This window comes from Streptomyces sp. NPDC017520 (assembly GCF_044329855.1).
Taxonomy (GTDB): domain Bacteria; phylum Actinomycetota; class Actinomycetes; order Streptomycetales; family Streptomycetaceae; genus Streptomyces.
Genome location: NZ_JBIRKB010000006.1, coordinates 380,426 through 393,512 on the forward strand (window position 1 = coordinate 380,426; position 13,087 = coordinate 393,512).

The window sequence follows — 13,087 nt, forward strand, 5'->3', positions numbered from 1 at the left end:
ATGGACTTCACCCCCAGCGAGGAGCAGGCCGCCGCACAAGGGCTGGCCGCACGCGTCTTCGGCGACCTGTCCACCCACGAGCGGCTGACGGCGGCAGGCACGGGCACCGACGCGGAACTGTGGAAGGAGCTGTGCGCGGCCGGACTGCCCGGCGCGGTCGAGGACATCGGGCTGCTCGGCCTCGTCCTGCTCCTGGAGGAACAGGGCCGGACCACCGCGCAGGTCCCGTTCGCGGCCACCTGCGTGTACGGGCTGCTGGCGATCGCCGAGCACGGGGCGCCCGAGCAGCGCGAGCGCCTGCTCCCCGGTCTGTGCGACGGTACGGCGGTGGCGACGGGCGCCTTCCCGGCGCGGGGCGGCGTACACGCGTCGGACGGTGCGCTGTACGGGGCCGTGCCCTGGGTGCCCTGGCTGCGGGACGCCACCCAGGTGCTGGTGGCGGACGCCGACCGGGCCCTGTGGATCGTCGAGGCGGGCACGCCGGGCGTGGCCGTGGCGCCGGTGGAGACGACCGCGCCCTGGGCGGCGGGGCGGCTGGTTCTCGACGGCGTACGCGGGGAGCGTCTGGGGAGTGGGCCGGAGGCGTACGCGACCGTCCTCGCCATGGCCCGCACGGCGTTCGCCGGACTCCAGGCCGGGGTGTGCGCGGGCTCACTCACCCGCGCGGTCCACCACACCGTCACCCGCGAGCAGTTCGGGCGCCCGCTCTCCACCAACCAGGGCGTCCTGCTCCGCGCCGCCGACGCCCACATGGACACCGAGGCGATCCGGGTGACCGCGTACGAGGCGGCCTGGCGGCGGGACGCCGGGCGGGAGTACGGGGCAGCGGCGCTGACAGCCGCCTGGTGGGCCTCGGAGGCGGGCAAGCGGGTCGTCCACGCGGGCCAGCATCTGCACGGCGGCACCGGGGCCGACCTCGACCACCCGGTCCACCGGCACTTCCTCTGGGGCCGTCAGCTCGACGCGTATCTCGGCTGCGGCAGCGAAGTCCTGGAGGAACTGGGCCTCTTGCTCGCGAACAGCGGTCGGCAGGACGTGTCGTGACGCATACGTACGGCGTCGGCGACGAGCTGCCGCCCCTGGAGATCCCGCTGACCCGGACCCTGATCGTCGCCGGGGCCATCGCCTCGCGCGACTACCAGGACGTGCACCACGACGCGGACCTGGCCCGGGAGAAGGGCTCCCCCGACATCTTCATGAACATCCTCACCACCAATGGGCTCGTCGGCCGCTACGTCACCGACCACTTCGGCCCGTACGCCGTCCTGCGCAAGGTCGCGATCCGCCTCGGCGTTCCCAACTACCCGGGAGACACGTTGCGGTTGACCGGACGCGTCACGGAGCTGGCCGGCGAAGAGCCCGTACGCGCGACGATCTCCGTCACCGTCACCGGCGACAACGGCATCGGCCGCCACGTCACCGGCACGGTCATCGTGACCCTGCCGGGCCCGAGCGACGAAAGGGCCGGAGCATGAGCATCCGCAGGGCCGACTCGCTGGGCGGGAAGGCCGCGATCGTCGGCATCGGGGCCACCGAGTTCTCCAAGGACTCCGGCCGCAGCGAGCTGAAGCTGGCCGTCGAGGCCGTCCGCGCCGCCCTCGACGACGCGGGCCTCACCCCCGCCGACGTGGACGGGCTCGTCACCTTCACCATGGACACCAGCCCCGAGATCACCGTCGCCCAGGCGGCCGGAATCGGCGAGCTGTCGTTCTTCTCCCGCATTCACTACGGCGGTGGCGCGGCCTGCGCCACCGTGCAGCAGGCCGCCCTCGCGGTGGCGAGCGGGATCGCGGACGTCGTCGTCTGCTACCGGGCCTTCAACGAGCGCTCCGGCCGCCGCTTCGGCTCCGGCGTCCAGCGGCGCGAGCCCACCGCCGAGGGCGCGGCGCTCGGCTGGAACCTGCCGTACGGGCTGCTGACCCCGGCCTCCTGGGTGGCGATGGCGGCCCGGCGCTACCTCCACGCGTACGGCCTCGACCCGGAGGTCTTCGGGCACGTGGCGGTGGTCGACCGGCTCCACGCGGCGCGGAACCCGGCGGCGTACTTCCACGGGAAGCCGATCACGCTCGCCGACCACGCCGCGTCCCGCTGGATCGTGGAGCCGCTGCGGCTGCTGGACTGCTGTCAGGAGACGGACGGCGGGCAGGCCCTCGTCGTCACGAGCCTGGAGCGCGCCCGCGACCTGCCCCGACCGCCCGCCGTCGTCGTGGCGGCGGCCCAGGGCGCGGGCCGGTCGCAGGAACAGATGACGAGCTTCTACCGGGACGGGCTGACCGGCCTGCCGGAGACCGCCGTGGTCGCCCGGCAGCTCTGGCGCACCTCCGGACTGTCGCCGGCCGACATCGACGTGGGCATCCTCTACGACCACTTCACCCCGTTCGTCCTGATGCAGCTGGAGGAGTTCGGTTTCTGCGGACCCGGGGAGGCCGGGGCGTTCGTCGCCGCGGACGCGCTGCCCCTGAACACCCACGGGGGGCAGCTGGGGGAGGCGTACCTCCACGGGATGAACGGCATCGCGGAGGCCGTCCGGCAGATCCGGGGGACCTCGGTGAACCAGGTGGCGGGGGCGGCGAGGTCGCTGGTCACGGCGGGTACGGGGGTTCCGACGTCGGGCCTGGTCATCGGTGCGGACGGCTGAGCGGCGACGGCCCGGCCCCCGGGGGCTCTCGGGGGTGGACCCTTACGGCCGGGCGGAGGCCCGTCCACCTTCAGGAGGTGCAGGGTGCACACCCCCTACAACCTGAGGCGGACGAGCCTTCGGGACCTGGGGGCGATCCCCTCGGCGGTGGCCGCTCCTAGCGTTGAGTACATGACCACGCCAGTCTGCACGGGCGCCTCCAGGGCGGCCTCCGCCACCGCCGCCGGCCACCCCCACGCGCCCTACGCGTCCTTCTCCTCGTACGTACGGGCCCGTGGACCGGTCCTGCTGCGGACCGCGCGCTCGCTCACCGCGAACCCGTGCGACGCGGAGGACCTGCTGCAGACCGCGCTGGCCAAGACGTACGTCGCGTGGGAGCGGATCGAGGACCACCGGGCGCTGGACGGCTACGTCCGGCGGGCGCTGCTCAACACCCGCACCTCGCAGTGGCGCAAGCGCAAGGTCGACGAGTTCGCGTGCGAGGAACTGCCCGAGCGGGAGGCCTTTCCGGCGCCGGACCCGGCCGAGCATCAGTCGTTGCACGACGCGATGTGGCGAGCGGTGCTCAAGCTCCCGGACCGCCAGCGCGCGATGGTCGTCCTGCGCTATTACGAGGACCTGAGCGAGGCCCAGACGGCGGAGGTGCTCGGCGTGTCGATCGGTACGGTCAAGAGCGCGGTCTCCCGTGCCCTCGGCAAGCTCCGCGAGGACCCGGAGCTGACGCCGGTCCGCTGATCGGGATCATCGAGCACGCTCCGCGACAGGGGCCCGGTGCCGGCTCCCGGCAGGAATTTTCCCGCGAGTAGTGACATACCGCTTGGTATGTGCGCAGAATCAGCGGAACCTTACTGCCGCGTAGCGCCTACCGGGAGGACGCCGTGCTGAGCACCATGCAGGACGTACCGCTGACTGTCACCCGCATCCTGCACCACGGGATGACGATCCATGGAAAGTCGCAGGTCACGACCTGGACCGGCGAACCCGAGCCGCACCGCGTCACCTTCGCCGAGATCGGCGCACGCGCCACCCGGCTGGCCAACGCGCTCCGCGACGAGCTGGGCGTCGACGGCGACCAGAGAGTCGCGACGCTCATGTGGAACAACGCGGAGCATGTCGAGGCGTACCTCGCCATCCCCTCCATGGGTGCCGTGCTCCACACCCTCAACCTCCGGCTGCCGCCCGAACAGCTCGCCTGGATCGTCAACCACGCGGACGACAAGGTGGTGATCGTCAACGGCTCGCTGCTGCCGCTCCTCGTGCCGCTGCTGCCGCACCTGCCGAGCATCGAGCACGTGGTCGTGTCCGGCCCCGGCGACCGCTCCGCCCTCGCCGGCGTCACGCCGCGCGTGCACGAGTACGAGGAACTGATCGCGGGCCGCCCCACCACGTACGACTGGCCGGAGCTGGACGAACGCCAGGCCGCGGCCATGTGCTACACCTCCGGCACCACGGGCGACCCCAAGGGCGTCGTCTACTCGCACCGTTCGATCTACCTGCACTCGATGCAGGTCAACATGACCGAGTCGATGGGGCTGACCGACAAGGACACCACGCTCGTCGTCGTACCCCAGTTCCACGACTGTTGTTCTAAAGGGGCACGGCCACCGGAAGTACGGACACCAGCACAGAGAACGGCCCCGATACCTCGCGACAGGTACCGGGGCCGTTCCCGTTCCGGCCCACCGCGCCGCCCGGGGGAAGCGGCGACGGGGGCCTCCCCGCTACCGTCTCACCGGGTCCGGTAGCGGGGGGAACGTGGCGCACGCCCTCGCGCGCGCACGTCGCAGGTGGTCTATACAGGGCCGGGCCACATCATCGGCTACGGAACGTGGTTGCGCCCATGTACGCCCGGCCGGTGGTGACGCACACGCGCGCAAGGTACGCGTCTACCGCGTCCGGGCCCAGGCCGGGCGGGATCGGGTCGAGCCCCACCGTCAGGCATACCGGCCCACCAGCGACCACGTGCGCCCGCCACTCAGCGCCGGTCGGCGGTAGGCGCAGAGTGAAGGCAGGGTGGCCGTAGTCGAGGAGGGCGAACCGCCCCCGCAGGATGATTCGGGCCCCGATGCTCGGTACCCGTTCGGCGGCCGGCCGTAGACGCATGGCGTCAACCATGCCCATCAGGCCGTCCTCGACCGTCTCAACCGTTTCGTTCAGGCGCCGCGGCGGTGCGTGGCCGATCAGGATGTACGCGACGGCGGGAGCGAGGGAGTTGCCAGGGTCCAGCCACGTTGACACCGTGCAGCCAGCTACGAAGCCGGGGCCGGGGACGGCACGGAACATAGGGGCTGTCGTCACCGTGCTACCTCCGCCCATACCTTCTTGCCGGGCGGGCGGTCGGCGACGTCCCAGCGCGCGGCGAGGGCGTCAACGATGTGTAGGCCGCGCCCGTCGTCCCTGTCTTCTGAGGCGTCGCGCACGTGCGGCCGTTGTCGGCCGGAGTCGTCGACCTCGATGCGCACAGTGTCGCGCGTCGTCATCACGGTGACGAGCACGGAGCCGCCGGGGCCGGTGCCGTGGAGATACGCATTGGTCACCAGCTCGGAAACGATCAACAGGATGTCGTTGAGCTGGTTCTCGCCGAGGGGGTCGTCGTCGTGCACCAGGACGTCACGCACGTATCGGCGAGCGTCAGCCGGTGCGTGCGGGCCTCTGGGGAAAAGTGCGTGCGCCGGGGGGCCGCCGGGCGGTGCGCAACAGTGGGTCGTCTGAGACTTCATCGCAACCTCTTTCGCGGGCGGGAGCCTAGGGGGGCGCTCCGTCCCTCGTCTGCGGAGACGACGACATCGTCGGGGTGGAATCCGGCCAATCCCATACCGCCTTGATATGTGCGGCCGTATGGTCGGGGCATGGGTCGTCGGGAACTCTGGACAGACGGCAAGCTGCGCGCGGCGGCTGCGTCGCAGAATTGGGCTGCTGTCTTTCGCCGGTATCGGCAACTGTCGGGGCTGTCGCAGCAAGGCTTAGGCGAGCTTGTTGGGCTGACTCAGGGGCACGTTTCGAATATCGAACGTGGGTTGCGGAAAGTCACAAGTCTTGAGGTCGTCGCGCGCATCATGCGTGGAATTGACGTACCGACGGAGGTAGGACAGGCAGTGCACGACCCAACGCTTTCCGAGTGGGGCCCTGACCCCGAATTGCGTGACCGTGTCGCCCGCGCACAGATGTTGGGGCGTACGGATCTTCGGACCGCGGAGCGGTTGCAACGCGTTCTCACAGAGCACCGACGTACCGAGGATGAGGTCGGCGGGCGCGTTCTCTGGCCCGTCGTACGGTCCCAACTCGACGCGGTTACCCGGCTCATTCCGGAATCGTCGGGCGGGGCTGCGGACACGCTGCTGTTGTTGGCGGCCGAACACGCGCACTGGCTGTCGTGGGTGGCGTGGCAGGAAGGCGGGGGAACGGTTGGTGCGGCCCTCGCCTGGGCCGACACGGCGCACGGTTGGGCCGTTGAGGGCGGACACGACGATATGGCGTCCTGGGTTCTGCGTCTCCGGTCGTACTACATGCTCCAGGGCGGCGACCCGGTTAGGGCATTGCGTACGGCTGAGGGGGCCCGCATAGGCGCCGACTTGTCCCCGGCGGCAAGGGCCGCGGCGACGCATCAGACGGCCATGTCGGCGGCGGCCGTCGGCGAGCGGGACCGGGCGCAACGGCTCGCCGATGAAGCGCTGAATCTGGCTCGCCTGGTGCCAGACGAGCAGGACCGGCCTGGATGGCTGTACTTCCTCGACGAGAACCGGGCGCTACTTCAGCACGCGGCTACGGCATACGCGTGCCGCCGCTGGGCGGATGCGGTGGCGGGGTTCCGTGCGGCGCTTCCGGCCTTGGAGGGGTACCCCCGGGACCATGCCCACTACACGGCGCGTCTGGCGGATGCGGTGCGGCGGGCCTAGTCGTCGTCGTCCGGGCGACGCGCCTTCAAGATGATGCCTTCGTCGCCGTTCCCCAGGCGCGTGCGGATCGCGGCGTTCATGGCGCCGATCGTTGGGCCTACCTCGTGAACGTGGCCGCGGACGTCGGTCACCGGTTCCTCGGGGGAGAAGGTGAAGAGTTCCGACCGTGTTTCGAGGTCGCTGGGTTCACAGCTGTCCGGGTCTGTGCCGGCGGGGAGTACCTGGTACGTGATTCGGAGAGTAGGCATAGCGGGATCGTAGCGAGGGCCAGTGACGGAGTCCCGCCTACGAACGACAGAACGCCCCCCGCGACGGCCGTGTGTGGCCGTGCGGGGGGCGTGATTCATGGACGGGTGGCGAACTGCCACAGGGTCAGTGCGAGGCCGCACAGGGCGACCAGGGCGGCGAGGCTGGGCAGTGGCCAGCGTCCGCGTTCGAGGGCGTCGAGGCGGGCGTCGTTGCGCTTCTGGCGTTCTGTCTCGCCCCGCTCGACGGTGTCGAGGCGGGTGTCGTGGTCGTCGAGCTGGCGGTCGTGCGTCTTGAGCGCTTCGTCGGTCTGGTCGTGGCGCTGAACGAGCAGGGCGAGGGCGCCGTCGGTGCGGGTGAACCCGACCTCGATCGTCCTCCGGATGCGCTCCAACTCCAGCGCGACCGCGGCCGGATCGGACGGCGAGGGCTGAGTCGTCACGGCGCGGCCGGCCCCCCGTCGTCGACCAGGCCGAGACCAACGCGGTCGAGCAGGGCCTCGACGGTGGGGTGTGCCATGGCGCGGGCGACGACGGCCGCGACCGCGGCGGCGGTGGCGGCGGCACCGACAAGCCACGGGGCGGCGGCGGCGAGTTCTGCGGAGTCGGCGACGACCGCTGCGAGGACGGGCACGACCGCGACGACCGCGGCGAACGTCTGGAGCGCAGTACGGACGGCGCGGGTGTTCTTCGGGTTCATGGGGGCCTCTCGGGAGGGGGTGGGACCCGCCCGGCGGGGTGCCGGGCGGGCAGGAGATCAGGCGACCAGGCGGCGCCACGTTTCCGGGCCGGGGTATCCGTCGGCATCGCTGCCGGTCCAGCCCTGCGCGCGCTGGAACGCTCGGGTCGCGTTGCGGTCGGCGTTGGACCAGGCCGGGCCGGGGCCGACCTTGTAGAAGCGGCGGTAGCCCTTGGCGACCAGGGCCTCGCCGAGACGCGTCACGTGGTGGTTGCGCTTGCCGGGGCCGAACTTGTCGCGGCCGGGAAAGGCCGGCGGGGACGGCTTCGGCCTGGTGGTGGTCCTGCCGGGCAGGGTGCCCAGCAGGCGGCGCAGGGACGTTTCTCCGGGCACGCCGTCGGCGTCGGGCCCGGTGTATCCGAGGGACCGCTGATAGGCGGCGTACGCCGTGGTGTCGGCGTCGGTCCACGTGGGGCCGGGGCCGACGGCGTACGGGGTTCCGTGGCCCTTGGCGACCAGGGCCTCGCCGACGCGGGTCACGTGCGCGCCGTGCGCTCCGTACCCGTACGACAGGCCGTTGATCGTGACCCGGTGGCGGGCGGGGCCCGGGGTGCTGCCGGTGGGCGGCTTGTGGCCCTTGGCGGGCATACCGGCCTGGACCCATGCGTACAGGCGGGGCCCGGGGCACAGGGTGGCGATGCCGTCGCGATGGCCGCGCATGGCGAGGGCGTGACCGGTGCGGCGGCACGCCTCGTCGTACAGGGCGCGGCACGCGGCGAGGGCGGCCTCGCTCGGCTCCTGGTCGCCGCCAACGGCGATCTGCACGCCGAGCCCCGTGACGTTGTGGCCGGGGCAGTGCGCGCCCTGGCGGTTCCATCCGCGGCCCTCGTAGATGTGGCCGGCCTGGTCGACGACGAAGTTGTACCCGATGCCGGACCAGCCCTGCGCCTGGTGCTGGCGGTCGATGGCGCGGGGGACGGTGTGGCCCGTGGCGGTGACGTGGTTCGCGCCGTCGTAGTGGACGAAGAAGGACGTTCGCTTGGACAGGGGGACGGCGTTCGGGGTGCCGTTCCAGGGCCGGGCGCCCCACGTGGCGCGGCTGATGATGGGCAGGGGCATGGTGTCTCCAGACATGAAGAGACGCCCGGCGCGGTGCGCGGGGCGTGCGGGGTGGGCGAGCGTCAGAACCGGCGGATGATCCGCAGGGTGGCGGCGTAGAGCCCCGTCCCGTCGAGGGTGGATGGCCCTCCGAGGTCGCCGAAGGTGGGGCCGTGCGGCGTTTTTCTGGAATTGATGAAGCGGGGGTGCCCGGAAGTGTCGGGGCCGAGGTAGATGCCGTTGTGGTCGAGCTGGCCCGCGACGGCGTCCGTGGTTGCGTCGAAATGGGGGACGTCGCCGATCTGCATGTCGCTCAAGGGCGGTGCCGCGTCGGCGGCCTGGGCGACGATGACGCCGGGCCCGTTCGGGCCGATGTCGCGGGTGATGCGCGGCAGATTGACACCGTCGATGTTCTGCTGCCGGACCATGGGGAGTCCCATGTGGTAGCCATAGATCATCCGGACGAATCCCGAGCAGTCCAGGCATCCGGCCTCGTCTGCGCCTGCTGTTCGTGTCTCGCCGTTCGGGAATGTCCAAGCGAGGCCCATGTAGTCGTGAAAGTCCGCGCCTTCGATCAAGGTTCCGTCGGTGTCGAGTGGGCCGTAGAGGGCCTGTCCCATGATCCGTGCGCCCGCGAGGGCTGGTGCGGTGACCGTGGGGGCTCCGGTGATGTAACCCATGGCGTAGGCGAGGACGTCCGGCGTCGAGTCGACGGCCCATGCGCGGATCTGGTCGGCGAGTTCGGGTGTCCACGTTCCGTCATACGGCTCGGGCAGGACACGCACCCACGTGTCGTGAGTAACCGTCGGGGCGGTCGGCCATGTGCCCGACGTGAGTTCGAACCGCTCACACAGCACGTTGAACGGGATCGCGGTGTTGCCGTTGTTGGCGAGGACCCGCACGCCTACCCGGCCCACGGTCAGGGACGTGTCGGTGACCTCGTGCAGCCACGTTGCGGGTTCGGTCGACCCGTCCGGCCATGCACGGCAGCGTAGCGTCGAGCCAGCCTGCTCGGCGCGGATGTGCCACACGGTGCCCGGTACCCATCCGGTGCCAACGTCGGTTAGTGGGCCCAGCGTTGTTGTTGTGCCCGCGACTTCCTTTTCGAGGATGAGGGATACGGTGCCTGTGCTCAGGATGGAGACGCGGGCGCGGTACTGGTTGCTGGTGTTCTGGTAGGCCAGCATGAGCGCGAAACTCGCTGCGTCACCGCTCGGCGCGGTATCGAACGTGAATGACGCGGTGATGTTCGCGGTCGTCAGGTCATCCACCAGGTTGACGATGCGGTCTACGCCGGTCGCGGTGACGGCGATACGGCCGGCCCGGTTGCTCACTGAGTAGTTGGCCGCAGTTCCGTTGACGTTGGACCAGGACCCGCCGCCTGGCGACGTGCCCCACCCGGCGGTGAGTATGCGGTCGAACTCGTCGGCGAACGGGCGCTTCTGCTCGGTGAACGTGCGGGACTGCCCGCGCACGGTCACTGTCCTTGCGCCCGTGGTGAGGGTGGCGAGGACTCCGTGCGCGTCGAGAACCTGTAGGCGTGCGGGGGTGCCAGGCACGGGCGCGGTGGTGAGCGGGCGGAGTGCTGTGTCCTGCTGTGTGGACTCGTCCGAGACGAGATACAGGGCCACCGGGTCACGCCTCCTGGTAGTCGAGCTGGATCGTAACCGTGGGCCCGCCGGTCGCGGACCGGACGGACACGGCGAGCGAATCGCCCGCGCTGATGGCGGTGTTCTGCATGGACGGTCCGGTCAGCCACGTGTCGACGGTCGTCAGCGACAGGTCGGCGGTCAGGAGATCCACGCTCCCGCGGCGGGCGTTGACGGTGGCGGCGGTACCGCCCGTGCGGTACGCGCGGACCCCAGTCACCGTGACAGGGCGCGGCGCCTGCCATACGGTCCAGGTGCCTGGTGTGGCGGCGGTGATGACCACGGACCGGGATGCGGACCGTGCCGGGCGTTGTGCGGCCGTGAGTTTCCCGGTCGGGTCGAGGGTGGCCACTCCGGACGGGGCGCCCTTCTCCGCGACGGCGATCGATCCGACCTGGGCGGGCGTGTGCGTGTGGACCGTGGGTGCTGCGCCGACGTCGACGGCGGTGAGCGTGACGTCGGGGCCCGCCTGGCCGTTGACGGTGTCGACCGATCCGGCTGGACCGACCGGGCCCACGAGAGAGGCGAGCCACTGCTCGACGGTGCCGGCGTACCCGTTCTCGACCGCGATTTCGTACGCGCTGTCGCCGCGTACGGCGACGTAGGTAGGGGTGGTGGGGTCGGTCGGTGCGATGTCGGCGAGGTCGACGGCCGGGGTCTCGGCGGGCAAGAGCACCTGATACGTGCGGTTCATGGGCACGCCAGCGAGCTGTTCGGCGACGGAGTACGACCAGCCGCTCGGGTTCATGTCGGGCGCGTCGGTGGCCGGTAGCACGATCTCGAAAGCGCCGGTCGAATCGAGCGGCGCGGCGACGGGTCCGCCGAGGATCACGTCGGAATCGGGGAAGGTGACCATGCCGGGGGCGCGGAAGATGACTTGCCCAGCAAGGGGCTTTCCTTCGGGGGTGAGGAATCGCCCGGTGACTCGGACGGTCGGGATTGCCTCGGGCAGCACTACGCCTCCTGATCGGGCTTGTTGGGGTCGCCGGGCACGGCGCGGTCCTCGGCGGTCGCCGCGGCGGCGAGGCTGGCGGGCGGGTCGGGGACCTCGTCGGCGTTGAAGGTGTTGCGGGTGTAGCTGGCGAACACGCGCGTCTCGATCGCGCCCGCGGTGCTGTTGCGGTGCTCGATCTGGATCGTGACTTCCTCGCCGAAGTCGGCGCCGTCGAGCGGCTGCACGATCGTCCGGTCGACCCACGTTGCGCCGCTGGGGATTGTCCACGTGCCTAGGGTTCGCGTGGTGTCGCCCTGCACGTAGTTCACGCGGACCTGTCCGCCGTTCGAGCTGATCGTCGAGAGCTTGAGGACTAGGACTGCGTTCTGTGCCGGGCCACGGCCAACCCACGCGTAGGACCACCCCGTGCTGTCGCCCTCATAACCCTGGAGCGCCGTCGGGTACATCGGGAAAGGCGCCCACGGGCGGCCGAGCATCCAATCGCACCACGCGTCATCCATGACGATCACCTCGCCGGACCGCGACCACGTGCGGATCATCTGACCGGCTCCGCTGCCGTTGTACTCGTCGCCGACGGTCAAGGCGGCCGTACCTGACACCGACCGGGCCATGCCGACGGCCCAATCGCCCTCGGGGTCCTGGCCGGTCGTGAAGACGCGGTTGCCGTTCGGGGCTTCGGCGATCAGCCGGCCTCCCTCGCCGACCGTGACGTCGCCGTTCAGAATCTGGTTGAGCGCGGGGCGGATCTGCGCGCGTCCCCTCAGCTGTCGCACCTCGCGTTCGAGGGAGGCGACGCGGTCGAGGAGGTCTTGCGGGACGTGGGCCATTACTCGGGTACCTCCAGGTACAGGCGGGCCGTCTCGGGCTGTCCGCGTGCGGGCGGGGTGATGGACATGCCGACGACGCGGTACCGGGCGTCGAGGCCGTCGGGGTGCCATAGGTCGCGGATGCGTAGGCGCACGGTCGAGCCGAGGAGCGCGGGCGTGACGGTGTTGTCGAGCCGGACCGTGACTTCGGGGATCTGCACGGGGTCACGGGCGGCCGACCAGTCGGCGCGGGCGTGCGCGTCGAGGGTGCTCTGTTGCTCCACGGTGGTGTAGTCGGATGTGCCGTCGAGGCGTGGCCACCCGGCGGCGATGTCGTCGTCGGCGACCAGCACGGGCGAGGTGAGCGGGAAGGAGTCGGCGGCCTGGTTGGTGTTGACGCTCGCGCCCCGGGACTGCCATCCGTTGGCCTTGACCGTGGCGTCGGTCGGCAGGGCGTAGGCGAGGATCGGGCCGGGGTGGGTGAGGACGATGTCGGACGCGGCGCCACGGATGATCGGGTGTCCTAGGTGCAGGCGCTTGACGCGGCGGCCGTCGCCGTCGCGGTAGGAGCCGATGCGCCACTCGAAACCGCGCTCGACGGCGGCGAGCTGGTCGATCAGGTCGCCGATGGTTGGCTGGTCGTAGCGCAGAAAGGCGCGGTCGCGCACCACGCCGGACACGTCGTCGTCGTAGCTGATGTTCAGGTTCCCGCCGGGGGTGGCCTGGACGTAGTCGACCAGCTCGCGCACGATGTCGAGCTGGTCGACCTGCGTGGCGGTGAGCGTGTCGAACAGGCGGCGCCGGTAGAGGTAGGACTCCCATCCGCCGCACTGGATCTGAACGGTCAGGAAGCCGCGGGCGTCGGACGCGGGCGTCATCGTCCACAGGATCCCGCCCCACCAGATTTCGCGGCCCCGCTCCACCCACACCCCGGTTCGGCCGGGGACGAGTGCGCGGCGTGCGCGTTCGGCGAGCTGACGGTTCGGGATGGGCACGGTTCCGGTGAGGCGGCCGGTTTTGCCTATGTAGTCGTCGATCTGGACGCCGTCGACGGGCAGGGCGTCGAGCAGGGTGTCCGACCGGAGGTCGCACAGGAGGATGCGGTACGGGGTGGCCACGAT

Annotated in this window: 15 protein-coding genes and 1 pseudogene; 6 read left to right on the top strand and 10 right to left on the bottom strand. The window is 70.9% G+C overall.

Annotation, left to right across the window (positions count from 1 at the left end; genetic code table 11):
- From ACH4KB_RS17485 to ACH4KB_RS17505, 5 genes and pseudogenes are all read left to right on the top strand, one after another.
- Entirely contained in the window at positions 1–1,044 is a 1,044-nt protein-coding gene (locus ACH4KB_RS17485) for an acyl-CoA dehydrogenase family protein (RefSeq protein ID WP_398066804.1), read from the top strand.
- Positions 1,041–1,475, top strand: a complete 435-nt coding sequence (locus tag ACH4KB_RS17490; RefSeq protein ID WP_398066805.1) for a MaoC family dehydratase — start codon at positions 1,041–1,043, stop codon at positions 1,473–1,475. Before ACH4KB_RS17485 ends, ACH4KB_RS17490 begins: the two co-directional genes overlap by 4 nt.
- Complete coding sequence (locus ACH4KB_RS17495; RefSeq protein WP_398066806.1) at positions 1,472–2,638, top strand: lipid-transfer protein; 1,167 nt, start codon at positions 1,472–1,474, stop codon at positions 2,636–2,638. Before ACH4KB_RS17490 ends, ACH4KB_RS17495 begins: the two co-directional genes overlap by 4 nt.
- A 171-nt stretch (positions 2,639–2,809) precedes the next feature.
- Positions 2,810–3,373, top strand: a complete 564-nt coding sequence (locus tag ACH4KB_RS17500; protein ID WP_398066807.1) for a SigE family RNA polymerase sigma factor — start codon at positions 2,810–2,812, stop codon at positions 3,371–3,373.
- Positions 3,374–3,516: 143 nt separating this feature from the next.
- Positions 3,517–4,215 (top strand): annotated as a pseudogene (locus ACH4KB_RS17505) (AMP-binding protein); the annotation flags it as partial.
- Between the two features lie 235 nt (positions 4,216–4,450).
- On the opposite strand, the gene ACH4KB_RS17510 reads toward ACH4KB_RS17505, so the two are convergent.
- Positions 4,451–4,921, bottom strand: a complete 471-nt coding sequence (locus ACH4KB_RS17510) for a hypothetical protein (protein ID WP_398066808.1) — start codon at positions 4,919–4,921, stop codon at positions 4,451–4,453.
- 11 nt (positions 4,922–4,932) lie between these two features.
- Entirely contained in the window at positions 4,933–5,358 is a 426-nt protein-coding gene (locus tag ACH4KB_RS17515; protein ID WP_398066809.1) for an ATP-binding protein, read from the bottom strand.
- Positions 5,359–5,487: 129 nt separating this feature from the next.
- Between ACH4KB_RS17515 and ACH4KB_RS17520 the strand changes: the two genes are divergently transcribed.
- Positions 5,488–6,534 (top strand): helix-turn-helix domain-containing protein, encoded by a 1,047-nt coding sequence (locus ACH4KB_RS17520; protein WP_398066810.1) that lies wholly within the window; start codon positions 5,488–5,490, stop codon positions 6,532–6,534.
- Here the strand turns inward: ACH4KB_RS17520 and ACH4KB_RS17525 are convergent.
- The 8 genes from ACH4KB_RS17525 to ACH4KB_RS17560 form a co-directional block, all read right to left on the bottom strand.
- Positions 6,531–6,782 carry a hypothetical protein gene (locus ACH4KB_RS17525; RefSeq protein ID WP_398066811.1) on the bottom strand — a complete coding sequence of 84 codons (252 nt, stop codon included), beginning with the start codon at positions 6,780–6,782 and terminating at the stop codon, positions 6,531–6,533. The genes ACH4KB_RS17520 and ACH4KB_RS17525 overlap by 4 nt on opposite strands.
- A gap of 95 nt (positions 6,783–6,877) precedes the next feature.
- Positions 6,878–7,222, bottom strand: coding sequence for a hypothetical protein (locus tag ACH4KB_RS17530; RefSeq protein ID WP_398066812.1), 345 nt, complete (start codon positions 7,220–7,222; stop codon positions 6,878–6,880).
- A complete protein-coding gene (locus tag ACH4KB_RS17535) occupies positions 7,219–7,479 on the bottom strand; it encodes a hypothetical protein (RefSeq protein WP_398066813.1) in 261 nt (86 codons plus the stop codon). Before ACH4KB_RS17535 ends, ACH4KB_RS17530 begins: the two co-directional genes overlap by 4 nt.
- A 57-nt stretch (positions 7,480–7,536) precedes the next feature.
- Positions 7,537–8,577, bottom strand: coding sequence for a peptidoglycan-binding protein (locus tag ACH4KB_RS17540; RefSeq protein ID WP_398066814.1), 1,041 nt, complete (start codon positions 8,575–8,577; stop codon positions 7,537–7,539).
- A gap of 62 nt (positions 8,578–8,639) precedes the next feature.
- Positions 8,640–10,187: a hypothetical protein gene (locus tag ACH4KB_RS17545; RefSeq protein ID WP_398066815.1), complete on the bottom strand. Its 1,548-nt coding sequence runs from the start codon at positions 10,185–10,187 to the stop codon at positions 8,640–8,642.
- Positions 10,188–10,191: 4 nt separating this feature from the next.
- Complete coding sequence (locus tag ACH4KB_RS17550; protein WP_398066816.1) at positions 10,192–11,160, bottom strand: hypothetical protein; 969 nt, start codon at positions 11,158–11,160, stop codon at positions 10,192–10,194.
- Positions 11,160–11,987, bottom strand: coding sequence for a hypothetical protein (locus ACH4KB_RS17555; RefSeq protein ID WP_398066817.1), 828 nt, complete (start codon positions 11,985–11,987; stop codon positions 11,160–11,162). The genes ACH4KB_RS17550 and ACH4KB_RS17555 overlap by 1 nt, the downstream gene beginning before the upstream one ends.
- Positions 11,987–13,087: a hypothetical protein gene (locus ACH4KB_RS17560; RefSeq protein ID WP_398066896.1), complete on the bottom strand. Its 1,101-nt coding sequence runs from the start codon at positions 13,085–13,087 to the stop codon at positions 11,987–11,989. Before ACH4KB_RS17560 ends, ACH4KB_RS17555 begins: the two co-directional genes overlap by 1 nt.

Excerpts from the sequence above, each read along its gene's own strand:
- ACH4KB_RS17485 (WP_398066804.1), top strand. The coding sequence starts at position 1 with ATGGACTTCACCCCCAGCGAGGAGCAGGCCGCCGCACAAGGGCTGGCC.
- ACH4KB_RS17495 (WP_398066806.1), top strand. The coding sequence starts at position 1,472 with ATGAGCATCCGCAGGGCCGACTCGCTGGGCGGGAAGGCCGCGATCGTC.
- ACH4KB_RS17500 (WP_398066807.1), top strand. The coding sequence starts at position 2,810 with ATGACCACGCCAGTCTGCACGGGCGCCTCCAGGGCGGCCTCCGCCACC.
- ACH4KB_RS17510 (WP_398066808.1), bottom strand. The coding sequence starts at position 4,921 with ATGTTCCGTGCCGTCCCCGGCCCCGGCTTCGTAGCTGGCTGCACGGTG.
- ACH4KB_RS17515 (WP_398066809.1), bottom strand. The coding sequence starts at position 5,358 with ATGAAGTCTCAGACGACCCACTGTTGCGCACCGCCCGGCGGCCCCCCG.
- ACH4KB_RS17520 (WP_398066810.1), top strand. The coding sequence starts at position 5,488 with ATGGGTCGTCGGGAACTCTGGACAGACGGCAAGCTGCGCGCGGCGGCT.
- ACH4KB_RS17525 (WP_398066811.1), bottom strand. The coding sequence starts at position 6,782 with ATGCCTACTCTCCGAATCACGTACCAGGTACTCCCCGCCGGCACAGAC.
- ACH4KB_RS17535 (WP_398066813.1), bottom strand. The coding sequence starts at position 7,479 with ATGAACCCGAAGAACACCCGCGCCGTCCGTACTGCGCTCCAGACGTTC.
- ACH4KB_RS17540 (WP_398066814.1), bottom strand. The coding sequence starts at position 8,577 with ATGCCCCTGCCCATCATCAGCCGCGCCACGTGGGGCGCCCGGCCCTGG.
- ACH4KB_RS17555 (WP_398066817.1), bottom strand. The coding sequence starts at position 11,987 with ATGGCCCACGTCCCGCAAGACCTCCTCGACCGCGTCGCCTCCCTCGAA.